This window comes from Marinobacter sp. NFXS9 (assembly GCF_040148665.1).
Lineage (GTDB): Bacteria > Pseudomonadota > Gammaproteobacteria > Pseudomonadales > Oleiphilaceae > Marinobacter_A > Marinobacter_A mangrovi.
Window position 1 is genome coordinate 1 of record NZ_JAGDDW010000020.1, and the last position, 25,723, is coordinate 25,723.

The following is a 25,723-nucleotide window of genomic DNA, read 5'->3' on the forward strand; positions in this document are numbered from 1 at the left end:
CGCCTTGGGCGCCGCTATGCGGAAACTGGTGCAGATGGCCTACGGCGTGCTGAAGCACCAGCAAGGCTACGATCCTCAGTGGGCAGCGTAAGCCCATTGAGGACTGTAGGGACAGATGGTATCTACGATAACGCTTCTGTTCGACCAGACCGAGGGGCATGGAGGCGTTGCGTTTAACCGGAATTACGCCGCTTCTTCCTCATCCACGATCGCCGAACGATCCTCACCGCCCAGCGCTTCCAGCAGTGCCGGAATCAGGCGCGCCAGTTCCAGTGTCATCAGCGTGAACGCAGCATCGAACTTGGCGGCGGCGTCATCGGCGTCCACGTCGTCCAGTTTTTCCTGGAAGGTGTCGCCGAACTTGAGGCGGCGCAGGGCCAGTTCTTCGTCCAGTACAAAGGTCAGGCTGTCTTCCCAGCCCAGGGACAGCTTGGTCACCTGCATGCCGGCGTTGAGGTGGTTGCGGATTTCGTCGCCCAGCAGGTCCAGGCCCTTGCAGCGGACCACGCCCCCGTCTTCGCTGGTGTCCTTGAGTTCGCATTCGTTGCCCAGTGAGAAGGTCGAGGGCAGGTCGATGGTTTCGCTCAGCCAGCCGGAGAAGGTAAAGGTCGGTGCTTGTTCCAGCGCGGGCGGGCGGATCGGCAGGGAGCCGATGCACTTGCGCAGGGTGGTGGCGATTTCCTCGGCCTGCTTGTCGGACCCGGCGTCGACAATCATGAAGCCGTCCTGCGGTGCCAGGTAGGCAAACGTGCGCTTGGACTTGGTAAAGGCCCGTGGCAGCATTTCCTGGGTCAGCTGCTCCTTGATCTCGTCCTTTTCCTTGCGCGGAACCTTGCGCATTTGCTCCGCTTCAATCATCTCGACCCTTTCCGTCACGGCTTCCTTGAGCACCGCGGCGGGCAGAACACGCTCTTCCTTGCGCAGGGCAATCAGGTGATAGCCATTGGCGCTGTGTACCAGTTGCTGGCCATGGCGACCCAGCGGCGGGACCCAACCCTGACGGAAAGACTCCTGCGGACCGCAGGGTTTAAAGGCGGATTCACCCAACTGACGTTCCAGCTCTTCGGCGGACACGGTGAACGGTTTGGTGAATCGGTAGATACGGGCATTACGAAACCACATTCAGATGTTTCCCTGAGTTGAATGGTTATTGGAACTTGATGGCCGGAGGGACGGCTCCGGCAAAAGATATGTGCGCATTGAAGCACAAAGCGACCGCAAAGGTCAGTGTCGAAATTGCGGACGGTCGAACGCCGTTTGGACAAGGGGTTGAGTGGGCTCAGAAATCCATCGTTTCAACCAGGATCGTCTTGATGACGAAGCCTACAACGCCGGCGCCCAGCACCACGAACAGAATCGCGGTGCCGAAGCGTCCGGCTTTGGAGCGTTTGGCCAGGTCCCAGACGATGAAGCCCATGTAGGCGATCAAGGCCGTCAACAGGACATAGAGGGCGATCTCGGAAAACAGGGCTTCGTTCATGGATGCTGATCAGGCCGGTTCGTCCCGCAGGAAGACCCAGTTGTCGCCGCTAGATTGTTCTTCGCTGAAGTAATAGCCCGCCGAGTCGAATTGCTTGAGGGCTTCCGGATCGTTGATGCGGTTCTTGATGGCGTAGGCACACATCAGTCCGCGGGCTTTCTTCGCATAAAAGCTGATCATCTTGTACTGACCGTTCTTCCAGTCCTTGAACTGCGGCGTGATGATGCGACCGTCCAGTTCCTTCTTCTTGACGCTCTTGAAGTACTCGTTGGACGCCAGGTTGATCAGAACCTGGCCTTCATCCGCCAGTTCGTCATTGAGCGCCATGGTCAGCTTGTTGCCCCAGAAGGCATACAGATCCTTGCCGCGTTTGTTCTCGAACCGGGTGCCCATCTCCAGCCGATACGGCTGCATCAGGTCCAGCGGACGCAGGATGCCATAGAGACCGGACAGAATGCGCAGGTGATCCTGGGCAAACTCGAAATCCCGGTCGTTGAAAGACGGCGCGTCCAGGCCGGTGTATACGTCGCCGTTGAACGCCAGGACGGCCGGTCGGGCATTGTCTGGCGAAAATGGCGTATGCCACTGTTGATAGCGCTCGGCGTTCAGCTGGCCCAGCTTGTCGCTGATGCCCATCAGGTTGCTGACCTGATGCGGCTCCAGGGTCTTGAGCTGGTCGATCAGTTCGCAGGCGTCGTCCAGGAAAGCCGGCTGGGTGTATTTCTGCGTCGCCAGGGGGCTCTCGTAATCCAGGTTCTTGGCCGGGGAAATGACCATCAGCATGATTAGGTCCTCGCTCTCGAATAGGGGCTATCGAAATAGTCGATAATCATAAATTATAAAATACTGATTATTAAATTGAGTTTGGCTATCTCACGCATCGGTTCAGACTTTGTCCAAAAACGCCATCAGGTCGTCCCGGGTAAACGGCCAGTCCAGTTCGCGGCCGTTGTCCGCACGCCGCAACACGGGAATGCGCTCGCCATAGCGGGCGACCAGTTCCGTGGATTGGGCGATGTCCACCACGTCCACGGGAATCGGCGGATCCATGGGCGTTTGTACGAGCAGCGTCTCGGCCAGTTCACAAAGTTGGCAGTTGTCGGTGGTGTAAAACACCAGCTGCATGGGATGAAGCGCGTCCTGGCTCATAGGGTTACCGCGCGTCGAGCTGCTGGCCGGTCACGCCGTGGCTGTCCGGCCCCATCAGGTAGAGGAACATCGGCATGATCTCTTCCGGCGTCGGATTGCTGTCCGGGTTCTCGGCCGGGTAGGCGTGGGCGCGCATGTTGGTGCGGGTGGCGCCGGGGTTGAGGCTGTTCACCCGCACGTTGTGGCGCTCGTCGTCCAGTTCGTCGGCCAGGAGTTGACTCAGACCTTCCAATGCAAACTTCGACACCGAATAGGCGCCCCAGTAGGCCCGCGCCTTGCGGCCCACACTGGAGGAGACGAAGACAATGGAGGCGTCGTCGGATTTGCGCATGGCCGGAATCAAGGCGCGGGACAGCAGAAAGGGTGCCGTGACGTTCACCCGCATCACTTGCTCCCAGATTTCCGGATCGTAGTGTTCAATCGGCGTGCGCTGGCCGAGCAGGCCGGCATTGTGCAGGATGCCGTCCACCTGGCCGAAGGATTCCTCGATGGTCATGGCCATCTCCTCGTAATCCTTCACCGCCGCGCCTTCCAGGTTCATCGGGACAATGGCCGGTTGCGGGTGGCCGGCGGCTTCGATCTCGTCATAGACCGATTCCAGCTTGCTGATGGTGCGGCCCAGCAGGATGACGGTCGCCCCATGGGCGGCGTAGGTCTTGGCGGCGCATCGGCCGATGCCGTCACCGGCGCCGGTGACCAGGATGATGCGACCTTTCAGCAGGTCGGCAGGTGCCTTGTAATCTTGCATGGTCTGCGCTCCTTGATCCGGGCCTGATTCCCTCAGGCTTCCTTTCCAGTGTACCGGTTCTGCAGCATGGCCAGCAGTTGCCCGGCGGAATCGATGACAAAATCCGCCTGCCAGCCGGGGATTTCGCCAGGGTGGCGGATATAGCCGTAACGGGCCGCCACCGTGGTCATGCCGGCCCGGCGCCCGGCCTCGATATCGCGCACATGGTCACCGACATAGACGCAGTCGGCGGCCGGGATGTGCAGCAGCTCGCTGGCCAGGAACAGGGATTCGGGGTGGGGCTTGCGCTGGTCCACGTCGTCCGGGCAGACCAGGGCATCGCAGCGGTCATGAAGATCCAGTGCGTGCAGCAGCGGGACGCTGAAGCGGCGCGGTTTATTGGTGACGATGCCCCAGGCAATGCGGTTTTCTTCCAGCCAGGTCAGCAGATCCGCCATGCCGGGAAACAGTTTGGTTTCCACGGCGATCTCGCTTTCATAGAGATCGAGGAATTCGCTGTGCCGATCGAAATAGTCCTCGTCTTCTGGGGTCAGCCCGAAGCCCACGTGGATCATTGCCCGGGCGCCGTCGGATACCGCCTCGCGGATGTCGGGCTCGGGCAGGTGGGGCAGCTTGTAGCGTTCGCGCACGGCGTTCAGGCAGCGAATGAAATCCGGCGCCGTATCGATCAGGGTGCCGTCCAGGTCAAACAGGATGGCGCGCGGTCGCTTCACGCCGACTCGCTCCCGTCGTCCAGCTTGGCGTGCATCAGATAGTTGACGTCCACGTCACGGCCCAGCTTGTAGATCTTGGTGATCGGATTGAAGGTCATGCCGGTCAGGTCTTTCACCTCAAATCCGGCGTGGCGCAGGAAGTCGGACATCTCTGAGGGCCGGATGAACTTGCGCCACTCGTGCGTTCCTTTAGGCAGCATGTTGAGCACGTATTCCGCGCCCACGATGGCAAACAGGAACGACTTGGGATTGCGGTTGATGGTGGAGACGAACAGGTCACCGCCCGGACGCAGCAGCTTGGCACAGGCCTGGATAATCGAGGCCGGTTCCGGCACGTGTTCCAGCATTTCCAGGCAGGTGATGGCGTCGTACTGGCCGATGTGCGCCGGATCCTCCGCCAGGGTTTCGATGGGAATCTGCTGGTAGTCCACTTCGATACCGGATTCGAGACCGTGCAGACGGGCGACGGAAAGCGGTGCCTCACCCATGTCGATCCCGGTGACGTGCGCACCGCGCTGGGCCATGCCTTCACTGAGCAGGCCGCCGCCGCAGCCCACGTCCAGTACCTTGCGACCGGGCAGGGGCGCGCGCTCGTCGATGTAGTTCAGGCGCAGCGGATTGATGTCGTGCAGCGGCTTGAACTCGCTGTTGGGATCCCACCAGCGGCTGGCCAGCGCCTCAAATTTGGCAATCTCGTTGCGGTCTACGTTGTTACCACTCATTCGTGTCTTTCCTGTGAGAAAACAATAACGAGTCAGGGGATCAGCCCTGGCGAATGCGTTGCGCCCAGTGGTCGACCCGCAGCATCAGGTCCGGTACGTCAATGCGCGTCAGGACGCCGTCCTGCACCTGAGGTACGCCGCCGATCCAGCTGTGGCTCAGTTGGCGGCCATGGCGGCTGTAGATCAGGTGCGAGGCCGGGTCGTAAATCGGCTGGTTGAAAGGATCGCTCAGGTCGATGGCGATCACATCCGCCAGTTTGCCGGCTTCCAGCGAGCCGATGTCCTGTTCCCTGCCCAGCGCCCGGGCCCCATTGATGGTGGCCATGGCCAGCGCATCGTGGGCGGACAGGGCCGCGGCGTCCTCGGCCACCGCCTTGGCCAGCAGCGCAGCGGTACTGACTTCGCCGAACAGATCCAGGTCGTTGTTGCTGGCAGCGCCGTCCGTGCCGATGGCCACGTTCACGCCCGCTTTTTGGAGCTTATCCACCGGGCAGAAGCCGCTGGCCAGTTTCAGGTTGGATTCCGGGCAATGGACCACGTGGGCGCCGCTCTCCGCCATTAACGTCAGGTCGCTGCCGTCCACCTGCGTCATGTGGACACACTGGGTGCCGGGGGACAGCAGGCCCAGATCCGCGAGACGCTGGGTCGGGCGTGTGCCGGATTTCTCAAGGGCGTCGGCGACTTCGAAGGCGGTTTCGTGCAGGTGGATCTGGATCGCCGCCTGCTTGTCCGCAGCGAGGCTGACAATGTCCTTCAAAGGCCCGTCGGAGACGGTATAGGGCGCATGCGGCCCGATGGCGATCCGGGTATGACTGTGATCGCCCCAGTGGTCGATCAGGTCCGCGCCTTTTTTCAGGTAGGTGTCCGGCCCATCGCCCCAGGCCGTGGGGAAATCGAGGACCGGAAAGCAGATCTGGCTGCGAATGCCGACATCCGTCGACACCTGGGCGGCCACCTCCGGGAAGAAGTACATGTCCGAGAAGCAGGTGGTGCCGGTACGCAGCATTTCCGCAATCGCCAGTCGCGTGCCGTCGGCAATGAAGTCGTCGCTGATGAACTTGGCCTCGGCCGGCCAGATGTGGTCGTTCAGCCAGGTCATCAGCGGCAGGTCATCGGCCAGCCCGCGCATCAGCGACATGGCGGCGTGCCCGTGGGCATTAACCAGACCCGGCAACAGCACATGATCGTTGAGATCGAGGGCTTCCCGGGCATGGAAGCGACGGTCGGCTTCGTCCTGCGGCACGATGGCTTCAATACGCCCGCCCTGGATCAGCAGGGCGTGATGATTGAGGACGGTGCCGGCGGGAACCACCGGAATAATCCAGCGTGCGTTGATGCGGGTATCGACAGCGGTAATGGTGTCTGCGGTCATGCCTGTCCTGGTTGGGTTTCCATGGAATGTCGGCGCGGGCCGGTATGCTCGCCAGTATAGCGACGTCCGACCGGTGGAACCAGCAATCCGGGTGCTCCGGGCGGCCCTGAAGCGTTATAATCCGGACCAGTAAGCCCTCAATTTCAGGACGCTTTTTCATGACTGACAATACCCCACAGACGCCCAGTCCCGACAGCCTCGGCACCCTGGCCATTCTCTGGCACGGCGACCACCTGGCATTGCTCGACCAGCGCCTGCTGCCAGACCAGGAGATCTGGCTGACCTACCAGGACCCCCACGGCGTTGCCGATGCCATCCGGGACATGGTGGTTCGTGGCGCACCGGCCATTGGGATCAGCGCGGCCTACGGTGTGGTGCTGGCGGCGATCCAGGCACGGGTGAAGGACGACTGGAAAGGCGCGATTGGCGAGGCGATCGATGTCCTGGCCGCCTCCCGGCCCACCGCCGTCAACCTGTTCTGGGCGCTGGAGCGGATGAAGACCCGGCTGCAGGCTTGTCAGGCGCCGGATGAAGCGATTGCCAGCCTGACCGGCGAAGCCGAGGCCATCCACGCCGAGGATGTGGCCGCCAACCGGCTGATGGGTCGCCACGCGCTGTCCATTATGGAAGAGTCGCCTTTCGCTGTGCTGACCCACTGCAACACCGGCGCGTTGGCTACCGGTGGCTATGGTACGGCACTGGGCGTGGTGCGCAGCCTCTGGCACGCCGATCGGCTCACGCGGGTTTACGCCGACGAGACCCGCCCCTGGTTGCAGGGCAGCCGCCTGACGGCCTGGGAACTGCAACAGGAAGGCATCCCCGTCACGTTGAATGCCGACAGCGCCGCCGCCCAGATCCTGCGTCAGGGCGAGGTTCGCTGGGTGATCGTCGGGGCGGACCGGATTACCGCCAACGGCGACGTCGCCAACAAGATCGGCACCTACAGCCTGGCGATCCTGGCGCGCCATCATGGGGTGCGCTTTATGGTGGTAGCGCCTTCCAGCACGGTCGACATGGCGCTGCATTCCGGCGCGGACATTCCCATTGAAGAGCGGGACGGTACCGAAGTCCGGTCCGTGCGCGGCGTGGCGATTGCGCCGGGAAAGGTGCCGGTCTACAACCCGGTCTTTGATGTGACGCCGGCAGAATTGATTGACGCCATCGTGACGGAGAAAGGGGTGATCGAGAAGCCGGATGCGGAACGGATGACGGCAATGTTCGGCAGTCGCTAAAGGACGTGTGACCAGCCCGGCCTTACCGCCGGGCTGGTCGAGAGGGCTTTCAGTAAACGAACGGCGCGCTGCGCAGCTGGGCGAGGGCGCTGTCATCGGCCTTTTTCTCAGCGCCGGTGGACACGCGCAGACTGTGCAGTCGTGGTTCGATGGTCTGGCGGTAGGTCTTGAGCACGTCGTCCAGGGTGACGTTGCGGATGGCCTTGGCCAGTTGCTCACGACTGTCGAAATCGAACTCGCCCCGGTCGATCTCCTGCCAGTAACGCTCGGACACCTCGCTCAAACGACGATCCTGCGCCAGCAGCTGGCTCAGGACGGCCTGCTTTTCCCGCTCCAGGTCGGCTTTGCTCAAGTCGGCGAGCTTATTGTCGAAACCTTTCAGGAAATCACTGACCGCCTGGTCGATGGCGGCGGCGCTGGCCTTGGGCGACTGGATCATGAAGCCCAGGGCCGGGACCTCCAGCATCTCGAAGGACGACGCGGAGACGATGTAGCCCAACTGCTGCTGGGTGCGCAGGCTCTCATAGAAGGGCGCGCCGATAATCTGCGCCAGAACGCTGAAGCGGGCCCGCTCGTCGAAATCCGTTGAGTCACCCTGCAGGTACAGCGCATAGCCGGTGTCCGGGTGGTCGACCTGCAGGTTCACCGACAACTCGCCCTTGGGCAGCTGGCGAACTCCGCTGCGGGGCACGTCGTCGATGGTGCTGTCGCTGAACAGGATGGCGTTGGCCTGACGCTGCAGGTTCATGGCGGCGGCTTCAGTCAGGTTGCCGTGAGCCAGCATCACCGGATCCACCTCCGCCAGGAACTGACGGGCGAATTCGCGCAGGTCGGACAGCGTGACCGCATTGGCCGCAGCCAGCTTGTCATCCACCGACCAGGCGCCTTCGATCAGGGCGCTCTGCAGCTTCATGGCCGCCTGCTGGACCGGCTTGCTCTTCTTCTGGTTGCGCAGGTCATCGATCAGCTGTTCCCGGTTGATCTGGAAACGCTGGGCGTCGATGTCCGGGTGCGCCACCTGGTTCATGATGCGACGCAGCAGCACGTGCAGCTTGTCGTCGTAGCCGCTCACACGGAGGGTCATGCCCCGCAGATGGTTGTAGACGGCGTAATCCAGGCCGGCGAGCTGGGCCGGGTAGGCGTACGCGTTCAGGTTATCCTTGATGCTGTCCACCAACAGGCTGGTCAGCACCTGACCACGCGCGGAATCCCGGGTCAGGGGCGAGCGCAGGCTCAAATACACGTCGGCCTTGGGGGCGCCAAAGCGCTTGTCGCGCGCGTACCAGACCTTGGGAGCTCCCTGGCCGGAAAGGGCAATCGGGTGATCCATGGTCTTGCCGTCCACCATGCCAAAGTTTTCCGGGATGAACGGGTTAGGTGCCGGCAAGCCCAACTGGGCCACCAGGTTTTTCGGGGCGTCATCCAGACTGGCGGCGTTGAACGACTGCACCTGATAGGGCGTGTCGTACCAGGTCGTCTTGGGTGCGTCGTCCGGCAGGGCTTCGGGGGTCATCAGGGAGATCAGCGCATTGTCCGGCGTCAGTCGCTTGAGCACGTCCCGGTATTTCTCGGGCGTGTAGTCCTGCATCATGTAGGGCGCCTGCAGCACGTCTTTCGGCGCCACGCGCTGAAGCTGCATGGCCAGCGAGCTGACCTTGTGGATCGGCGACGACTTCTCCTGGAAGCGGAAGCCAATGTCCGAGAGCTGCCGCAGTTCGTCGTAGTAGGTCTTCTGGATGCCGTCCTTACGGATCTGGTCGATGTAGTCGAACGTCAGCGCGACCACCGTTTTCCAGTTGTCCGCCCCTTTCGGCGTCAGCGACATGCTGATGTTGAAGCTGGTCTGGTGGCCGTCATCCTGGCCCTGCCCGGCGGAAAGACTGTCGGCCAGCCCGGCGTTCTTCAGCACGTTGAGGAGGCTGCCCTGGCCCTCATGACCAATCAGGTTGGCGACATAGCCCGCCGGTTTGTCCGCGTAGTCTTCTTCCATCGACGGCATCGGGAAGGAGAGATCCAGCTGGCGCACGTCTTTCAGGGACTGGACCTGCATAAAGGCCGGCAGGAAACCCGGTTTGAACAGCGGTGCGCTGTAATCGGTCTTTTCCAGGTGGCGGTTTTCGATAGCGGAGAAACGCGGGCGAACCATCTTTTCCAGGCCATCCAGGGACTGCTTGCCGTAGACCACCAGGGTCATCAGGTTGGCGGAGTAGTGGGTCTTCCAGAAATTCACCAGATCTTCCCGGACCGGGTCATTCGGGCGATCGGCCAGGGTATCCAGGCTGCCGACGGCAAACCGGCTGGAAGGGTGTTCCGGATTGTAGATGGCTTTCTCTGCCGAGAAATAGCGGCGTCCGTCGTCTTTCAGTTTGGACGAATACTCGGAATTCACGGCGTGCTTTTCACGTTCCACCAGATCGGCGGTAAACAGCGGCGCGGAGAACTGCTGGGCAAAGCGATCCAGCGCGGGCTCCAGCGAATCGGCCTGGATATCGAAGAAGAAGTTGGTGTCCCGGAACGCCGTGAACGCGTTGTGGCTGCCACCGTGGCTGGTAATGAACTGCTGGTATTCACCCGGTTTGGGGTATTTCTGGGTGCCCAGGAAGAGCATGTGCTCCAGGAAGTGGGCGAGACCCTGGCGATTTTCCGGGTCATTGCCGCTGCCCACGGCCACGTTCATGGCGGCCGCTCCCTTGTCCGCATCCGGATCGGAAATCAGGAGCACTTGCAGGCCGTTGTCCAGCTCCAGGTAGCGGTATTGGCTGTCGTCATTGGGGCTCTTGATCGGCGTCGTCGCAGCGAGCGCCAGGTGGGGCAGGGTGACAAACAGCAGGAGGACCAGTAAACGAAACGGGGACCTGTGGCCGATCAACACAACACTCCTTTTCCCAAGTTCAAAATAGTGTGGCGACCACGCTGGGGCATGATCGCCTGACAATCAATGCTCAGTGAATGGGCCGGTTCGCGACATTATGGCCGGAACCCGCCAGGGTCTTACGGGCCAATTCCGAGGCCGACTCGCCGCTGAGTTCGCCGGAAGCGATCCGCTCGAGCACCGACCCCATGACCGCCAGGGACTGACGGTAATCGCTGAACTCGGCCTGGAAGGCGTCGTCGATGGCGTCGTAGACCTTCTGGATCTTCTCTTCCCGACTCTCGCCGCCGGTGCCGGAATCGTTGATGGCCTTCAGGCAGGCCCGGGCGATCTTGATATAGCGCTCGGAATGGGCGTTTTTCTCAGACATGGTGTGCTCCCGAAAAGTTCAAAGGTCGCGGATTATGTCATTGCAACATCATTGTGTCCCGTCTGCGCAGGGAATTCTGCAAGGCCTGGCTGGTCCATTGTGCATGGTCCGCAAGCCCGCGCACAGTTGTGGAAGGGATGCGACCCAAATCAAATTCAGTACACAGGCGCCATGCGCCTGGTGGACGCTGTGCTAGGCTCATTTGAGAGGTGTCCCGAATGCGCTGTTACGTCCCGTCGCCCCGGGCCCGGGAGGTGTACCTGCCCCAGATCCCTCTCAAGAAATTAGAGTAATTAATCTAGCAAAAACAGTGAATTACACGGAGTAAAAGCTCTAATAAAGTACAATACTTGCAAAAAACAATTGCGTACAATGCGACCGATCTTGCCGGGGTACGCACGCCACGGCGGATCATGGAGAGGGAGTCCTCCAGCTGTCCCCACAGCGATGCTGATCGAGACGTGCAGGCGACCACAGGCCTGCAGCCGTCAGCGTACGTTGAGGGTGGTGGATTCCAAATAAAAGCAATAAGTGGATGGGCAAACTATGGACTATTTCCTGACGGGTGGAACCGGATTCATTGGGCGGTTCCTGGTAGAGAAACTGCTCGCACGAGGCGGTACCGTGCACCTGCTCGTACGCGAGGAGTCACTGGAAAAAATCGACCGGCTGCGTGAGCGTTGCGGCGTCGACGAGACACGGATCAAGCCGGTGGTGGGCGATCTCACCAAACCGCAGTTGGGCATTGATGGCGACGTGCTCAAGTCGTTGAAGGGGCACATCCGCCACTTCTTCCACCTGGCAGCGGTATACGACATGGGCGCGGACGAAGAGTCCCAGCGCGCGGCCAACATCGACGGCACACATCAGGCAATCGCCGCGGCTTCGGCCATGGATGCCGGTTGCTTCCACCACGTGTCTTCCATTGCGGCGGCCGGCCTGTTCAAGGGCACTTTCCGTGAGGATATGTTCGAGGAGGCCGAGAAGCTCGATCACCCCTACCTCAAGACCAAACACGACAGCGAACGGGTGGTGCGCTACGAGTGCACGGTGCCATTCCGCATCTACCGTCCGGGTATGGTCATCGGCCATTCCAGGACCGGTGAGATGGATAAGGTCGACGGCCCTTATTACTTCTTCAAGATGATCCAGAAAATCCGCTCGGCGCTGCCGCAGTGGATGCCGACCATTGGTATCGAAGGCGGCCGGCTCAACATCGTACCGGTCGATTTCGTCGTGGCCGCGTTGGATCACATTGCCCACCTGGATGGCGAGGACGGCAACTGCTTCCATCTGGTGGATTCCGACCCCTACAAAGTGGGCGAGATCCTCAACATCTTCTGCGAGGCCGGTCACGCGCCGCGTATGGCGATGCGGATCGACAGCCGCATGTTCGGCTTCGTGCCGCCGTTTATCCGCCAGAGCCTGAAGAACCTGCCGCCGGTGAAACGCATCACCAGTGCGGTGCTGGACGACATGGGCATCCCGCCGTCGGTGCTGTCGTTCGTGAATTACCCGACCCGGTTCGACGCCCGTGAGACCGAGCGCGTGCTGAAGGGCACCGGCATCGAAGTGCCGCGCCTGACCGATTACGCACCGGTGGTGTGGGACTTCTGGGAGCGCCACCTGGATCCGGACCTGTTCAAGGACCGCACCCTGAAAGGCACCGTCGAAGGCCGCGTGTGTGTCATCACTGGCGCCACCTCCGGCATCGGCCTGGCCACCGCCCAGAAGCTGGCGGATGCCGGCGCGATCCTGGTGATCGGTGCCCGCAAGCCGGAACGCCTGAAAGAAGTGGCCGCTGAACTGGAATCCCGCGGAGCCAGCGTGCATCCGTACCAGTGCGATTTCTCCGATATGGAGGCCTGCGATCAATTTGTCAGCACCGTGCTGGACAACCACGGGCAGGTGGACGTGCTGGTCAACAACGCCGGTCGCTCGATCCGCCGGTCGCTGGACCTGTCGTTCGACCGGTTCCATGACTTCGAGCGCACCATGCAGCTCAACTACTTCGGTTCGGTCCGCCTGATCATGGGCTTCGCACCGAAGATGCTGGAGCAGCGTCGCGGCCACATCGTGAACATTTCATCCATCGGCGTGCTGACCAACGCTCCGCGCTTCTCGGCGTACGTGGCGTCCAAGTCCGCGCTGGATGCCTTCAGTCGCTGTGCCGCGGCTGAATGGTCTGATCGCAACGTGACCTTCACCACCATCAACATGCCGCTGGTGAAAACGCCGATGATCGCGCCCACCAAGATCTACGATCAGGTGCCGACGCTGACACCGGACGAAGCGGCCGACATGGTGGCCCAGGCGATCATCCATCGACCCAAGCGCATCGCGACCCGTCTGGGCACCTTCGCCCAGGTGCTGAACGCCTTGGCACCGAAGCTGGGTGAAATCGTGATGAATACCGGCTACCGCATGTTCCCGGATTCCGCCGCGGCTTCCGGTTCGCGCAGCGGTGAGAAACCCAAGGTATCGACCGAGCAGGTGGCGTTCGCGGCCATCATGCGCGGGATTTACTGGTAGGTTTTGTCGGGCAACAAAAAAACCGGAGGCGTGGCCTCCGGTTTTTTTATGGGCGATGGAAACGCCCGGTCAGGCGTCAGGCGGGCCGCTCCCGTTCAGGTGTTGGCACTGCCCGCTTTTAGACTCGACGGATACAGCGGTGCCAGCCCCGGCGAGGCCTGTTGCAGGGGGCGATCGCGCAGCCGCTGGAGGGCTTGGAGCAGGGGCTCGGGTTGCCAGCGGGTCTCTGAAGACTTGCCGCCATACAGTCGCTCCTGCAGCTTCTCCAATTCTTCCGCCAGGGTTTCGTCGGTGCTGAAGCGAACCACATCGCCGGCGCTGCGCAGATGTTGGTTGCCGAATCGTTGGCGGGCCCACCGTGGCAGCAGACTGAGCGTTTGGGCTTCTCCGGCGCGGGCGGCTTTTTCCAGATCCGCATAAAGCGCCGCTTCCGCCGGATCACCTTGTGGACCGCTTTCACCGGACGGGTCCGTCGCACGGCGGCGGTTGAGCCACCAGAACACGACCGTCAGTGCCCAACCGGTGCCCAACGCCACGGCGAGCCACAGCCAGGTGTTGTCCAGCGGTGAGTGCAGGGGCTGTGGCGATTCGTCCATCGATGTGTCCCGGGTTTTGGCAACGACCGGCTCGGCCTTGTCCGGCGACGACGGCGAGTTCTTGGCGGCTGGTGGGGTTGCCGCCACGCCGGCGCTGTCGGTGATGGTCACCGTGCGGGCCGGGATGACGGCCACACGCTCCTTGTCGTTCACAGTGTCCCACCAGGGCACGCGGACTTCCGGCAGGGTAATCTGGCCCGGTTTGACCGCCACCAGCGCCGTACTCTCGGTGCGCGAGGAGGTGACCGTGCGGTTGTCCACGTTGGATTTCAGGTCCGGCTTGTCCGGGTAGCTGCGCACGGCGTCCGGGTATTCGACATTGAGCGGCGGCAGCGCGGAGCCCAGCAGGCCCAGGGCGTTCAGGGTCAGTGTCCGGGTCACGCTCTTGCCGGCCTTGAGGGTGCTGCTGGGATCGCTCCAGTCCTGGGACAATTCCAGACTGCTGGCCGGCAGCCAGGTGTCGCCGGTGAAGCTGGCGGGAATGCCCTTGACCGGAATCTCGAGCGGGTCGGCCGCATCCCGCAGGAAGGTCAGGTTGCCGGAGTCGTCGCGGGCCTGGCCGTTGAACTTGATGCCGTCGATGGTCAGTGTGCCGGCCGACTGCGGGTAGATGGCGTAGCGCCGTTCCACCACGCGATAACGCACGTTGTTGCGGACCCGGGCGTATTCCTGCTGTTCGCCCATGGATTCGACGATCGCATCCCCTTGGTCCGGCTGGCTCAGGTCGCCGCGGATCAGGTTGCCCCGGTAGAACAGGCGCACGGTCAGGATCAGTTGCTCCTGCACGTAAACCGAATCCTTGTCCGTTTCCACCTCGACAAAGGCGGGGCGGGCGGTACCGTCCGGCGCGGGGGCGTCACCGGGCTCGACAGTGATGGTCACGGGGTTGGAATGGGTCTCACGGAATTTCAGCGAGGGGATTTCCAACTGCCCCGTTTTCTTCGGCGCCAGTTCGTAGATCCAGGTGACGATGGCCGTGGCGTCGCCGTTGACCGAGCGCAGGCTGTACTTCTGGTGCTTGCTGAGAATCTCGAAGTTCTCCTTCAGCGCATCCTCTTCGGGGGAGGGCAGCTCCAGATCGCCGATGTTGAACAGCATGTCCAGGTCCATGGAGAACGGCATCTCGCCCTTGACCGTTAATGTCAGGGTCTGATTCTCGTGCAGGGTCTTCCGATCCACGTGAACGTCGAGCGTTCCTTTCTCGTCCGCCCAGGTGTGGGTCGTGACAAGGGCCATCAGGATCAGCAGGAGCATCTGCCGGACGTGATTTACCATGGTGTATCGCCTTCCATTTGTTGCTGGTTGCCGCGCTCACGGTATTGGTAAAGGAATTTGCGGCGCATCAGGCCGGACGGGTCGTCCGGTATCCGCCGAAGCCATTGTTCCTGGCTCTGGGTCAGTTGCTTTTCATCGCCGGCCTTGTAGGCAGGCTGGGGTTCGGCCTGGGCTTCCTGGCCGGATTTCTCGCCGGACTGCCCCTGTTGCTGGGCGGACTGGCCTTGGGATTGCTGATCGTCCTGTTTTTGCTGGCCAGATTGCTGCTGGGATTGATTCTGCTCTCCCTGCTTGCCCTTGTCGGCGTTCTGGTCCTGCTGGGACGGGTTCTGCCCCTGCTGGCCGTTCTGCTGTTGTTGCGAAGAGGACGGGTCCTGGTTGGGCTTGTTCTGCTGCCCCTGGCCGGACTGGCCCTGCTGTTTCTGCTTCTGGTCAGACTGCTTGTTGTCCTGATTCTGCTGGTTCTGTTGATTCTGCTTTTGCTGCTGTTTTTGCTGTTGCTCCAGCAGTTTCTTCACCAGGTCGCGGTTGAATCGGGCGTCCTGGTTGTCCGGATTTCTCTCGAGCGCCTTGTCGTAGGCGGCCAGGGCGTCTTTGAGGTTGCCTTTGCGAGCCAGGGCGTTGCCGCGGTTGTATTGGGCATCCGCCGAATCCGCCTTGGCGAACGCATCGGCCGCGCGGCCGTAGTCGCCGGCCCGGTACAGGGCAGAACCTTTCCAGTCGCTGTCGTCCAGTTTATCGGCGGCGACCGCCGGGTCCTTCTGGATCAGTTCCTCGGCGCGCTGGTCCGGGCGGCTCCACCAGTCGTCCCAGTCCATCGCCTGGGCGGGCTGTGGCATCAGCGGCAGCAGCACCAGCGGAATCAGCAGCAGGGCACCGCGGCGCCAGGCGACCAGGGCGAGCGGCACAGCCAGCCACAGCAGCCAGTAGCCGTCGTCCTTCCAGCGTTTGACCGTCAGGTCACGCTTGCTTTCCTGCCAGTCGTCGCTGTCTTGTGACCGCAGTTCCAGGGTGCGGATATCGTCGTCGTCCAGTGTGACCGGCGAACTGAGACCGCCCGTGGCGCTGGCCAGCTGGGCGAGTCGATCCGGCTGCGCCTTGGCGATCACCACGTGGTCGCCGTCCCGGATAAAACCGCGCTTGGGCAACGGTATCGGGCCGCCTTCGCGGGTGCCCACCACCAGGGTGCTGAGGTTGTAGGGCGAGCCCTGCAGGGTCTCGCGGATGGACTGGTAGTCGCTGGCGCGCAGGGCATCGGTGACCAGCAGGATGCGACCTTTGCCGGGCGCGCCCTGATCCAGCAACTGTTCGGCCTCTTCCACGCCCAGGTCGGCGCGGTTACCGCTGGCGGGCATCATGAAGGGATCGATCACATCCAGCAGGCTTTCGATGGTGCGGCCGTCATCGGTCAGAGGTGTGACCACATGGGCGTCGCCGGAGTAGACCACCAGCGCCGTGAAGCTGCTCCCGCGCTGGGCCAGGATGTCGCGGATCTTGCGCTTGGCCTGGGTCAGCCGGTCCGGATCCACATCCTGGGCCAGCATCGACAGGGACAGGTCGAGCACCACCACCAGGCTGTCGTTTTCCTGCATCAGGGGCGTGGGCGCCTCGCGCCAACTGGGGCCGGACAGGGCCAGGGCGCAGGCGATCACCAAGGTGCCCAGGATAATGCCCGGGCGTTTACGGCGAGCGTTCTGCTCCACCGCTTCCCCCAGCAACGGCCGCAGCAGCGCCTCGGGGATCACCCGGGACCAACCGCTCTGACCTTCACCCTGAAAACGCAGCAGGAAGGGAATCAGCGGTAGCAGCACCAGAAGCAGAAGCCACAGGGGGCGCACGAAGTGGAAGTCAGCCATGACTCACCTCCGGAATCTCGCGCCGGCGCACGTGGGACAGCAATTGACCGATCAGCAACAGGGCCACGGCCAGGCCCGCCGGCCAGTAGAACAGATCGGTGGTGGGGCGATACTGTTTGCCTTCCAGTTCGATCGGCTCCAGTTTGTTGATGGTTTCGTAGATGGATTCCAGCTCCGGGGTGCTGCGGGCGCGGAAATACTGGCCGCCGGTCTGGCTGGCAATACGCTTGAGCAGGTCTTCGTCCAGGTCCCGGGACGGGTTGATCTTGCGGGTACCCAGGAAGCCGCGTTGCAACATGGCCTCTGCGCCAATGCCGATGGTGTAGATGCGCACGCCGGCGGCCGCGGCGATTTCGGCGGCCTTGTCGGGGCTGACTTCGCCAGCCGTGTTGGCGCCGTCGGTAAGCAGGATCAGCACCCGCTGCTCCTGCGGGCGGTCCCGCAGGCGTTTCACCGCCAGGCCAATGGCATCGCCAATCGCCGTGGCCCGGCCCGCCATACCCAACTGCGCTTCCTGCAACAGCGTCTGGATGGTCTCGTGGTCGAACGACAGCGGCGCCTGGATGTAAGGCTGGGTGCCGAACAGCAGCAGCCCGAGGCGATCGCCTTCCCGGCGCTTGATGAATTCATCGAGGACATTCTTGACCGCCGTCAGCCGGTTCACCTGGCGCTGGCCCACGATCATGTCCTCCTCTTCCATACTCGGTGAGATGTCCACCGCCATCAGCAAGTCGCGACCGGTGACGGGCAGGTTAACGCCTTCGCCGATGTACTGCGGACGGGCAAGGGCAGCGACCAGCAGCATCCACGCCACCAGTAGTATGACCTTCTGCCAGAGGCTGCGGGCATTGCCGCTGCGGCTGACACCGGGCAGGTCGGCCAGCCAGTGCCCCACGGGAATGGCCGGCGCGGCCACCTGGTCGGCATCGGTCTTGCGACGCCGCCACCAGAGCAATGGCAGCAGCACCAGCAGCAACAGCCAGGGATAGGCAAAACTCAGCATTTCTGCCCTCCCAGCCAGCGTTCAGCCAGCGCGCGGGCCTGGTCCGGTTCGATGCCCGGCGATGGGCGCCAGGCGGCATTCACGAGGGCTTCCACCTGCTGGCGCTCCAGCGTCGGTTCGGTGCGGGCGAGAAAATCGGACCACTGCGACCCGCTCAGGGCATCCGGATGCTGGTCCGGGTAGCGCTGACGGGCGCAGCGTTTGAGCAGGGCATTGAGCTCGGTAAACCAGTCGTTGTCGGACCGGGCCGAGGCACTGAGCCGGGCCAATTCCTGTTTGGCGTCGCGAATCCAGCGGTTGCGCCGGTGCCGGCGCCAGGACCACCAGATGACGGCGGCCACCAGAATCAGCACCAGCGCGGCAAGAATCCACCAGCCGGGCGCGGGCGGCCAGAAGCCGCCGGGCTCGGGCAGGTGGATGTCCCGCAGTTGTGCGAGAGGATCGCCCTGGTTCATGGGTTGTTGTACTGCCTGTGTCATGCTGTTGTTGTGACCGTTGTGCTTATCCCAGTCGGCCCCGCGGGCCGAGCACGGTTTTCAGGACCTGCGCCGGCTGCTGCCCGGTGTAGATCGGCACGGCTTTGACCCCGGCCAGACTGAAGCAGCGGTCCACCTGGTATTCGTGTTCCGCCACTTTCGCCTGGAAGGCCTCTCGGAAGGCGGCGTTCCCGGCATCGAACCAGAGCGGCCCGTCCGGTCCGGCCACCGCGAAGCGGCCCCGTTCCGGCGGCGCCTGTTCCAGCGGGTCAATGATGCGCAGGGCGCTGATCGTGTTGTGCCGGGCCAGTTGCGCAATCAGCGCCGGAGTCTCGGGCGACAGATTAATAAAGTCGCTAATGATGAAAACACGGCTGCCGGTGTGGGCGATACGACGTGCCTCACGCAACGCTTCATCCAGTTTACTCCCGGTCGCGCTTTGGCCCGAGCGGCCGGTGTGGTCGTCCTGGCGCTGCACCAGACTGTCCAGCAGGCGCACCACGGCGCGTCGGCGGCGGGCCGGTCGCAGCACGTCGCACTGCCGGTCGGAGAAGACGATGCCACCCACCTGGTCGCCGGCAAACAGGCCCAGCCAGGCAATCAGCCCGGCCACCTGCGCCGCACGCACGCGCTTGTAGGCACCTTCGCTGCCGAAATACAGCGAGTCGCCCAGATCGCACAGGATTAGCAGCGGGCGTTCCCGTTCCTCTTCGTAGAGTTTGGTGTGCGGCTGTTGCCGGCGCGCGGTTACCCGCCAGTCGATGCTGCGGATGTCGTCGCCGGGCTGGTAGAGCCGCACTTCCGAGAACACCATGCCGCGGCCTTTCTGCCGCGAGCGGTTGACGCCGGCCTGGCGTACGGTGACCGGTCGCGTGCCGGGCAGGCGCAGGGCGCGGGCGTCCGCCTGCAGGCGGATCAGCTCCGGCAGGTCAATGCGAATCAGTGGAGAGGCGTCCGGCATGGTGTCAGGCGGCCACCGGTACCCGATCGATCAGGCGCTGGATAACGTCGTCCGGCGTGATCCCATCGGCCTCGGCTTCAAAAGTCAGCAGCACGCGATGGCGCAGCACGTCGAATGCGATCGCACGCACGTCGTCTGGACTGACGAAGTCCCGGCCGTCCAGCCAGGCCTTGGCGCGGGCGCAGCGGTCCAGCGCGATGGTGCCGCGTGGGCTGGCACCAAAAGCGATCCAGCGGGCCAGATCGGCGTCCAGCGTGTCCGGCTGGCGGGTGGCCAGCACCAGCGCCACCAGGTAATCCTCGACCGCTTCCGCCATGTACAGTTCGCTGGCGTCCAGGCGGGCCTGGAAGATGTCATCGGCACGCAGGCGCAGGTCCGTCGGTGCGACGCCCTGCTGGTAATCGCGCCGCGCCAGGTGGAGGATGTCGCGCTCGGCGCCCGCATCCGGGTAATCGATGGTGACGTGCATCAGGAACCGGTCCAGCTGCGCCTCGGGCAGGGGATAGGTGCCTTCCTGCTCGATCGGGTTCTGGGTGGCCATGACCAGGAACAGGCGGTCCAGCGGGAAGGTCTTCATACCCACGCTGACCTGGCGTTCGCCCATGGCTTCCAGCAGGGCGGATTGCACCTTGGCCGGCGCCCGGTTGATTTCATCGGCCAGCACCAGGTTGTGGAAGATCGGACCTTTCTGGAATTCGAACAGGCCGGTCTCGGCGCGGTAGATTTCAGAACCGGTCACGTCCGACGGTAACAGGTCGGGCGTGAACTGGATGCGGTGAAAGTCCCCTTCGATGTGGTCGGACAGGGTCTTGATGGCGGTGGTCTTGGCCAGACCCGGGGCGCCTTCCACCAGCAGGTGGCCGTCGGCGAGCAGGGCAATCAGCAGCCGGTCCACCAACTTTTCCTGCCCTATGATCCTTTTCGCTAATTGGGATCGCAGATCCCCGAATATACGCTGTAACGACATTGATCCTTCCGTTTGTTTCGGAGCTGTTGAAAAAGCCCATGCTGTGGCGAGTTGCAGTGTTGCACAGTGTTTCCATTAGATCTGCCCATCAGGTGGACATTCCTTGCTGCGCGTCATGTCTCTGGTCTTCACTGTCTGATCTTTTTCAACCACTCCCTGCCATTTTTCTGTTTCGGACCGCATCGGACGAAAAGCACCCCGGGGTCGTCATGAACGATTCGTAGGGTGCTTAGGTTGCAAACCAGTCCGGGGTCCGTATTGACCACAATCGCTGTAAGCGACCAGTGTTTGTAACCTACCAGCAAAAATCAAGGGTTTGACTATGCTAGTGGAGTAAGCCAGCTGCCTGTCATGACCCGGTAGTGGAACCCAGTCTGTGACAGGTCTCCACTGGATTTGTTTATTAACATTCATTCAGAAAGTTGGGGTAGCACATGAACGCGCTGACGGTGACCAGCAAGGACCAGTTCCATGACTTGCTGGCCGAAGCCTTTGCCGAAAAGATCAACAAGACCGAAGCGAAGAAGATCAGTGAATTTGCAGTTCAACATTTATCCCACCTGCCGCTCGATGAGCTCCTGGCCCGCCGGTTTGCCGATGTCTACGGCTCAGTGCTGGCCGCCTGGAAGTTCATCCAGAACCGCGCGGCAGCGGACTCACCGGTGGCGGTGTTCAACCCGGACCTGGAAAGCGACGGCTGGCAGTCGACCCACTCCGTTATCTTTATCCTCCACCCGAACATCCCGTTCCTGATCGACTCGATCCGCATCGCTATCAACCAGCGCGAAATCGGAACCCACACGCTCTACCACGCCATCCTCCAGGTGGAACGCGACCGCAGCGGCAAACTCAAGAAACTCCACGACCGGGACAGCAAGGCGAGTAAGGCGAAGACCAGTTACGAGGCAATGATCGTGCTGGAGATCGACCGGCACAGCGACCCGGAAGAGCTGCGCGGTCTGGAAGACGAGCTGCAGCAAGTGCTGCAGGAAGTGCGCATCGCCGTGGACGATTTTCCGGCCATGAAGGCCAAGTCCGCCGAAATCCTGAAAGAGCTGGACAATTGCAAGGCCAAGATCAGCAACGACGACATCAAGGAAGCGCACCGTTTCCTGGAATGGCTGGCGGACGATCACTTCACCTTCCTCGGCTACGACGAGTACGACTTCGTCAAAGAAAAGGGCGGCATGCTGGTCACCCAGGTGCCGAATTCCGAAATGGGCATCCTGCGGGTCCACAACGAACGGCCGGTTAAAGTCCGGCTGGAAGAGCTGCCCCAGCGCACCCGCACCGAGATGACCCGCACCGACGACATCTTTATCTTCGCCAAGTCGGCCCAGCGTTCACGGGTGCACCGGCCGGCCTATCCCGACTACATCGCGGTGAAGAAATTCAATAGCAAGGGCGAGGTGATCGGCGAACGCCGCTTCCTTGGCCTGTACACCTCCCGGGTCTACCAGGAGCGCCCCGATCGGATTCCACTGCTGGGCCGCAAGGTGGCCGAAGTCATCAAACGTTCCGGCTTCCTGCGGGACGACTACGCCGGCAAGGAGCTGGACCAGATCCTGACGGTCTACCCCCGCGACGAGCTGTTCCAGATCGAGCCGGACGAGTTGTACAAGGTGGCGCTGGACATCCTCTATATCCAGGAACGCCGCATGATCAAGGTGTTCATGCGCGAGGACGTCTACGGCCAGTTCGTCACCTGCCTGGCGTTCTTCCCGCGGGACATCTACAACACCGAGCTGCGCCTGAACGTGGAGCAGGTGCTGATGGAACGGCTGGGCGCCGAGGACATCGAGTTCGTGACGCACTTCTCCGAGTCGGTACTGGCCCGGGTCCAGTTCACCATCCGCGTGCCGCAGGTGGAAAACCGGCAGCTGCCGGTCCATGACATCCAGGAGCAGGTGATTGCCCTGGCGCAGTCCTGGCGCGACGGTCTGTCCGAGGCGCTGCACGAGACCCACGGCGAAGAGCGCGGCAACGAGCTGATCCGTCTGTATCGCAACGCCTTTCCCGGCAGCTATCGAGACCGCTTCTCACCACGCCGGGCGGCGATCGACCTGGAGCACATCGTCGATGCCGCGAACAGCTCCCGGCTGGAGATGAGCTTCTACCGCGCCCTGGAAGAGGAAGAGAGCACCGTTCACTTCAAGCTGTTCTCTCCGGACTCGCAGCTGCCCCTGTCGGATGTGCTGCCGATCTTCCATAACCTGGGCTTCCGGGTTCTGGGCGAACATCCGTTCGAAGTGGTGGATCGCAACGGCCGCGCGGTCTGGATCCACGATTTCTCGCTGCAGGCCTACACCGGCAAGATCGTCGACATCCACCGCATCCGGCCGATCTTCGAGGACCTGTTCCGCCGGGTCTGGTACGGCGAGGCGGAAAACGACAACTTCAACCGCCTGATCCTGGCCTGCTATCTCGACTGGCGCCAGATTGCGATGCTGCGGTCCTACGCGCGCTACATGCGCCAGATCCGCATCTCCAACAGTCAGACCTTCATCTCCAATACGCTGGTGAACCACGTCGGCCTGGCGCAGAACCTGCTCGACTTCTTTGCCGTGCGGTTCGATCCCGAACGCAACCAGAGCGCGGGCAAGAGCGCTGCGGCCCAGCAGAAGCTGGAGCTGGAGTTCAACGCCGGCCTGGACGACGTGGAAAACCTCAGTGAGGACCGCGTGCTGCGCCTGTACCTGGACCTGATGAAGGCGACCCAGCGCACCAACTACTTCCAGGCGGACGGCGACGGCAACCACAAGCCGTACATCAGCTACAAGTTCCGTCCGTCCGAGATCCCGGACATGCCGCTGCCCATGCCCATGTTCGAAATCTACGTCTACTCCCCGCGGGTGGAAGGTTGCCACTTGCGCGGTGGCAAAGTCGCTCGCGGTGGCCTGCGCTGGTCGGACCGCTTCGAGGACTACCGCACCGAGATCCTGGGGCTGGTCAAGGCCCAGCAGGTCAAGAACGCGGTCATCGTACCGGTGGGGGCCAAGGGCGGCTTCGTCGCCAAGCAACTGCCGGACGGCGGCGATCGCGACGCCTTCCAACGTGAGGGTATCGAGGCCTACAAAACCTTCGTGCGCGGCCTGTTGGACGTCACGGACAACCTGATCGACGGCGCCATCCGCCCGCCGCAGAACGTGGTGCGCCACGACGAGGATGACCACTATCTGGTGGTTGCGGCCGATAAGGGCACCGCCACCTTCTCTGACATCGCCAACGGCCTGTCGAAGGAATACGACTTCTGGCTCGGCGACGCCTTCGCGTCCGGCGGCAGCCAGGGTTACGACCACAAGAAGATGGGCATCACTGCCAAGGGCGCCTGGGTGTCCGTGGAACGTCACTTCCGCGAACTGGGCATCAACCCGGCGACGGACGACTTCACCGTGATCGGGATCGGCGACATGGCCGGGGACGTGTTCGGCAACGGCCTGCTGCGATCCGATCACGCCAAGCTGATCGCGGCGTTCAACCACATGCACATCTTTGTGGACCCGTCACCGGATCCCAAGAAGAGCTTCGAAGAGCGCAAGCGCCTGTTCGAACTGCCGCGTTCCGCCTGGACCGACTACAACGCCGACCTGATCTCCAAGGGCGGCGGCGTGTTCAACCGCAGCGCCAAGTCGATCCCGGTCAGCGCGGAAATGAAGAAGCTGTTCAACATCAAGTCGGACCGCGTGCCGCCCAACATGCTGATCAGCCACATCCTCAAGGCCCAGGCGGACCTGCTGTGGTTCGGCGGCATCGGCACTTACGTGAAGGGCTCGAAAGAGACCCACAGCGATGTGGGCGACAAGGCCAACGACGGTCTGCGGGTCAACGGCAAGGAACTGCGGGTGAAGGTCGTGGGCGAGGGCGGCAACCTGGGCATGACCCAGCTCAGCCGCATCGAGTTCGGTCTGAACGGCGGCCGCCTGAACACGGACTTCATCGACAACGCCGGCGGGGTGGACTGCTCCGACCACGAAGTGAACATGAAGATCCTGCTCAACCGCGTGGTGGCCAACGGCGACCTGACCGAGAAGCAGCGCAACAACATGCTCGAGAAGATGACCGACGACGTCTCCGATCTCGTGCTGCTCAACAACTACCGCCAGACCCAGGCCCTGAGTATCGCCAACACCGATACCACCACCCGGCTGGAAGAGTACCGCCGGCTGATGATTACCCTGGAGTCGGAAGGCAAGCTCAACCGCGAGCTGGAATTCCTGCCGGACGAGGACACCCTGGCCGAGCGCAAGCTCGACAAGAAAGGCCTCACCCGGCCGGAGCTGTCGGTGCTGATTTCCTACGTGAAGGGCGATCTCAAGCAGCTGCTCACCGAGAGCGACCTGCCGGACGAACCGTCCCTGGCCAAGGAAATGAACAAGGTGTTCCCGGACGCGCTGATCAAGAAATTCGGCAAGGAACTGGGCGAGCACCAACTGCGCCGCGAGATCATCGCCACCCAGATCGCCAACGACATGGTCAACCACATGGGCATCACCTTCGTCGACCGGCTGGCCAAGTCCACCGGCGCGTCCGTGTCGGCCATCGCCATGGCGTGGCTCATCGCCCGGGACGTGTTCCGCATCGACGAGTGGTGGAACAAGATCGAGGCGCTGGACAACAAGGTGCCGGCTTCCCTGCAGCTGGAACTGATGAACGAGCTGATTCGCCTGGTCCGCCGGGCCGTTCGCTGGTTGCTGCGCAATCGTCGCAGCGAGCTCAACATCCAGTCCCACGTGGACCGGTTTGCCAAGTCGCTGTCGGATATCATTGCCCAGTTGCCGGATTATCTGGGGCAACAGTCCGGCGAGGAGTGGCGCGAGCACTACGACGCGCTGGTCAAGAAGTCGATTCCGGAAGATGTGGCGGCCGTGGTGGCCGGAACGTCCTACCTGTACGCGGCGCTGGGCATCATCGAAGCCCACGAGACCACCCAGGTGCCGCTCAAGCAGGTGGCCAACCTGTACTACAGCCTGGGCGAGCGGCTGGACCTCAACTGGTTCGCTGGTGCGGTGGCCAAACTCTCGCCGTCTTCCCACTGGGAAGCCCTGGCGCGGGAAAGCTTCCGCGAGGACCTGGACTGGCAGCAGCGTGCATTGACCACCGGTGTGTTGCGCATCAGCGGCAAGGAAGGGGACGTCAGTGCCGCCATCGACGACTGGATCGAACGCCACAAGCCGATGGTCGATCGGTGGCAAACCATGCTCTCCGAACTGCGCAGCACCCGGGAGCCGGAGTACGCCATGTTCTCCGTTGCCCTGCGGGAGTTGCTGGATCTGGCTCAGTCGTCGATCCACACGCCGCTGGAGGCAACGGCCAGCCCGATGGGTTGAACTTGACGGGCATATCCCGTTCAATTTGTGCGCCGGTACCCGACCGGCGCTGGTTTGATGGCCGGGGTGGGG

At 62.5% G+C, this 25,723-nt stretch carries 19 protein-coding genes; 3 read left to right on the plus strand and 16 right to left on the minus strand.

The window, feature by feature from the left end; translation table 11 throughout:
• Positions 1 to 183: 183 nt before the first annotated feature.
• The 8 genes from rdgC to J3364_RS21220 form a co-directional block, all read right to left on the minus strand.
• Positions 184 to 1,122, minus strand: coding sequence for a recombination-associated protein RdgC (gene rdgC / locus J3364_RS21185; protein ID WP_203141799.1), 939 nt, complete (start codon positions 1,120 to 1,122; stop codon positions 184 to 186).
• A 157-nt stretch (positions 1,123 to 1,279) separates the two neighbouring features.
• Positions 1,280 to 1,480: a DUF2788 domain-containing protein gene (locus J3364_RS21190; RefSeq protein ID WP_123634951.1), complete on the minus strand. Its 201-nt coding sequence runs from the start codon at positions 1,478 to 1,480 to the stop codon at positions 1,280 to 1,282.
• Between the two features lie 9 nt (positions 1,481 to 1,489).
• On the minus strand, positions 1,490 to 2,263 hold the full coding sequence (gene yaaA / locus J3364_RS21195) for a peroxide stress protein YaaA (RefSeq protein WP_349560143.1): 774 nt from the start codon (positions 2,261 to 2,263) through the stop codon (positions 1,490 to 1,492).
• Positions 2,264 to 2,365: 102 nt separating this feature from the next.
• Positions 2,366 to 2,605 carry a glutaredoxin family protein gene (locus tag J3364_RS21200; RefSeq protein ID WP_203141916.1) on the minus strand — a complete coding sequence of 80 codons (240 nt, stop codon included), beginning with the start codon at positions 2,603 to 2,605 and terminating at the stop codon, positions 2,366 to 2,368.
• 28 nt (positions 2,606 to 2,633) lie between these two features.
• A complete protein-coding gene (locus J3364_RS21205) occupies positions 2,634 to 3,377 on the minus strand; it encodes a YciK family oxidoreductase (protein ID WP_349560144.1) in 744 nt (247 codons plus the stop codon).
• 32 nt (positions 3,378 to 3,409) lie between these two features.
• Positions 3,410 to 4,090, minus strand: a complete 681-nt coding sequence (locus tag J3364_RS21210; RefSeq protein WP_349560145.1) for an HAD family hydrolase — start codon at positions 4,088 to 4,090, stop codon at positions 3,410 to 3,412.
• Positions 4,087 to 4,812 (minus strand): bifunctional 2-polyprenyl-6-hydroxyphenol methylase/3-demethylubiquinol 3-O-methyltransferase UbiG, encoded by a 726-nt coding sequence (gene ubiG, locus J3364_RS21215; protein WP_349560146.1) that lies wholly within the window; start codon positions 4,810 to 4,812, stop codon positions 4,087 to 4,089. The genes J3364_RS21210 and ubiG overlap by 4 nt, the downstream gene beginning before the upstream one ends.
• Positions 4,813 to 4,852: 40 nt before the next feature.
• The gene (locus tag J3364_RS21220; RefSeq protein ID WP_349560147.1) at positions 4,853 to 6,184 is read right to left on the minus strand and encodes a TRZ/ATZ family hydrolase; all 1,332 of its coding nucleotides are present in this window, start codon (positions 6,182 to 6,184) and stop codon (positions 4,853 to 4,855) included.
• A gap of 158 nt (positions 6,185 to 6,342) precedes the next feature.
• Here J3364_RS21220 and mtnA point away from each other — a divergent pair, with 158 nt between their 5' ends.
• Positions 6,343 to 7,416: an S-methyl-5-thioribose-1-phosphate isomerase gene (gene mtnA / locus J3364_RS21225; RefSeq protein ID WP_349560148.1), complete on the plus strand. Its 1,074-nt coding sequence runs from the start codon at positions 6,343 to 6,345 to the stop codon at positions 7,414 to 7,416.
• 49 nt (positions 7,417 to 7,465) lie between these two features.
• Here mtnA and J3364_RS21230 read toward each other — a convergent pair whose 3' ends face one another.
• Together J3364_RS21230 and J3364_RS21235 are read right to left on the minus strand one after the other, a co-directional pair.
• A complete protein-coding gene (locus J3364_RS21230; protein ID WP_349560149.1) occupies positions 7,466 to 10,285 on the minus strand; it encodes an insulinase family protein in 2,820 nt (939 codons plus the stop codon).
• A 73-nt stretch (positions 10,286 to 10,358) separates the two neighbouring features.
• Positions 10,359 to 10,658, minus strand: a complete 300-nt coding sequence (locus J3364_RS21235; RefSeq protein WP_349560150.1) for a hypothetical protein — start codon at positions 10,656 to 10,658, stop codon at positions 10,359 to 10,361.
• A gap of 546 nt (positions 10,659 to 11,204) precedes the next feature.
• Between J3364_RS21235 and J3364_RS21240 the strand changes: the two genes are divergently transcribed.
• Entirely contained in the window at positions 11,205 to 13,190 is a 1,986-nt protein-coding gene (locus J3364_RS21240; protein ID WP_349560151.1) for an SDR family oxidoreductase, read from the plus strand.
• A gap of 95 nt (positions 13,191 to 13,285) precedes the next feature.
• On the opposite strand, the gene J3364_RS21245 is transcribed toward J3364_RS21240, so the two are convergent.
• The 6 genes from J3364_RS21245 to J3364_RS21270 are packed head-to-tail and all read right to left on the minus strand — an operon-like array spanning position 13,286 to position 20,324.
• A complete protein-coding gene (locus J3364_RS21245; protein ID WP_349560152.1) occupies positions 13,286 to 15,061 on the minus strand; it encodes a BatD family protein in 1,776 nt (591 codons plus the stop codon).
• Positions 15,055 to 16,917 (minus strand): VWA domain-containing protein, encoded by a 1,863-nt coding sequence (locus J3364_RS21250; RefSeq protein ID WP_349560153.1) that lies wholly within the window; start codon positions 16,915 to 16,917, stop codon positions 15,055 to 15,057. The genes J3364_RS21245 and J3364_RS21250 overlap by 7 nt, the downstream gene beginning before the upstream one ends.
• Positions 16,910 to 17,920, minus strand: a complete 1,011-nt coding sequence (locus tag J3364_RS21255) for a VWA domain-containing protein (RefSeq protein ID WP_349560154.1) — start codon at positions 17,918 to 17,920, stop codon at positions 16,910 to 16,912. The genes J3364_RS21250 and J3364_RS21255 overlap by 8 nt, the downstream gene beginning before the upstream one ends.
• The gene (locus J3364_RS21260; RefSeq protein ID WP_349560155.1) at positions 17,914 to 18,399 is read right to left on the minus strand and encodes a DUF4381 domain-containing protein; all 486 of its coding nucleotides are present in this window, start codon (positions 18,397 to 18,399) and stop codon (positions 17,914 to 17,916) included. The genes J3364_RS21255 and J3364_RS21260 overlap by 7 nt, the downstream gene beginning before the upstream one ends.
• A 22-nt stretch (positions 18,400 to 18,421) precedes the next feature.
• On the minus strand, positions 18,422 to 19,357 hold the full coding sequence (locus J3364_RS21265; protein ID WP_349560156.1) for a DUF58 domain-containing protein: 936 nt from the start codon (positions 19,355 to 19,357) through the stop codon (positions 18,422 to 18,424).
• 4 nt (positions 19,358 to 19,361) lie between these two features.
• Positions 19,362 to 20,324: an AAA family ATPase gene (locus J3364_RS21270; RefSeq protein WP_349560157.1), complete on the minus strand. Its 963-nt coding sequence runs from the start codon at positions 20,322 to 20,324 to the stop codon at positions 19,362 to 19,364.
• A gap of 434 nt (positions 20,325 to 20,758) precedes the next feature.
• Here J3364_RS21270 and J3364_RS21275 point away from each other — a divergent pair, with 434 nt between their 5' ends.
• The gene (locus tag J3364_RS21275) at positions 20,759 to 25,651 is read left to right on the plus strand and encodes an NAD-glutamate dehydrogenase (RefSeq protein ID WP_349560158.1); all 4,893 of its coding nucleotides are present in this window, start codon (positions 20,759 to 20,761) and stop codon (positions 25,649 to 25,651) included.
• Positions 25,652 to 25,723: the final 72 nt, after the last annotated feature.

Bases quoted from the DNA above. Each gene is read 5' to 3' on its own strand.
- rdgC (WP_203141799.1), bottom strand. From the start codon at position 1,122: ATGTGGTTTCGTAATGCCCGTATCTACCGATTCACCAAACCGTTCACC.
- J3364_RS21190 (WP_123634951.1), bottom strand. From the start codon at position 1,480: ATGAACGAAGCCCTGTTTTCCGAGATCGCCCTCTATGTCCTGTTGACG.
- yaaA (WP_349560143.1), bottom strand. From the start codon at position 2,263: ATGCTGATGGTCATTTCCCCGGCCAAGAACCTGGATTACGAGAGCCCC.
- J3364_RS21200 (WP_203141916.1), bottom strand. From the start codon at position 2,605: ATGCAGCTGGTGTTTTACACCACCGACAACTGCCAACTTTGTGAACTG.
- J3364_RS21205 (WP_349560144.1), bottom strand. From the start codon at position 3,377: ATGCAAGATTACAAGGCACCTGCCGACCTGCTGAAAGGTCGCATCATC.
- ubiG (WP_349560146.1), bottom strand. From the start codon at position 4,812: ATGAGTGGTAACAACGTAGACCGCAACGAGATTGCCAAATTTGAGGCG.
- J3364_RS21220 (WP_349560147.1), bottom strand. From the start codon at position 6,184: ATGACCGCAGACACCATTACCGCTGTCGATACCCGCATCAACGCACGC.
- mtnA (WP_349560148.1), top strand. From the start codon at position 6,343: ATGACTGACAATACCCCACAGACGCCCAGTCCCGACAGCCTCGGCACC.
- J3364_RS21235 (WP_349560150.1), bottom strand. From the start codon at position 10,658: ATGTCTGAGAAAAACGCCCATTCCGAGCGCTATATCAAGATCGCCCGG.
- J3364_RS21240 (WP_349560151.1), top strand. From the start codon at position 11,205: ATGGACTATTTCCTGACGGGTGGAACCGGATTCATTGGGCGGTTCCTG.
- J3364_RS21245 (WP_349560152.1), bottom strand. From the start codon at position 15,061: ATGGTAAATCACGTCCGGCAGATGCTCCTGCTGATCCTGATGGCCCTT.
- J3364_RS21250 (WP_349560153.1), bottom strand. From the start codon at position 16,917: ATGGCTGACTTCCACTTCGTGCGCCCCCTGTGGCTTCTGCTTCTGGTG.
- J3364_RS21255 (WP_349560154.1), bottom strand. From the start codon at position 17,920: ATGCTGAGTTTTGCCTATCCCTGGCTGTTGCTGCTGGTGCTGCTGCCA.
- J3364_RS21260 (WP_349560155.1), bottom strand. From the start codon at position 18,399: ATGACACAGGCAGTACAACAACCCATGAACCAGGGCGATCCTCTCGCA.
- J3364_RS21265 (WP_349560156.1), bottom strand. From the start codon at position 19,357: ATGCCGGACGCCTCTCCACTGATTCGCATTGACCTGCCGGAGCTGATC.
- J3364_RS21270 (WP_349560157.1), bottom strand. From the start codon at position 20,324: ATGTCGTTACAGCGTATATTCGGGGATCTGCGATCCCAATTAGCGAAA.
- J3364_RS21275 (WP_349560158.1), top strand. From the start codon at position 20,759: ATGAACGCGCTGACGGTGACCAGCAAGGACCAGTTCCATGACTTGCTG.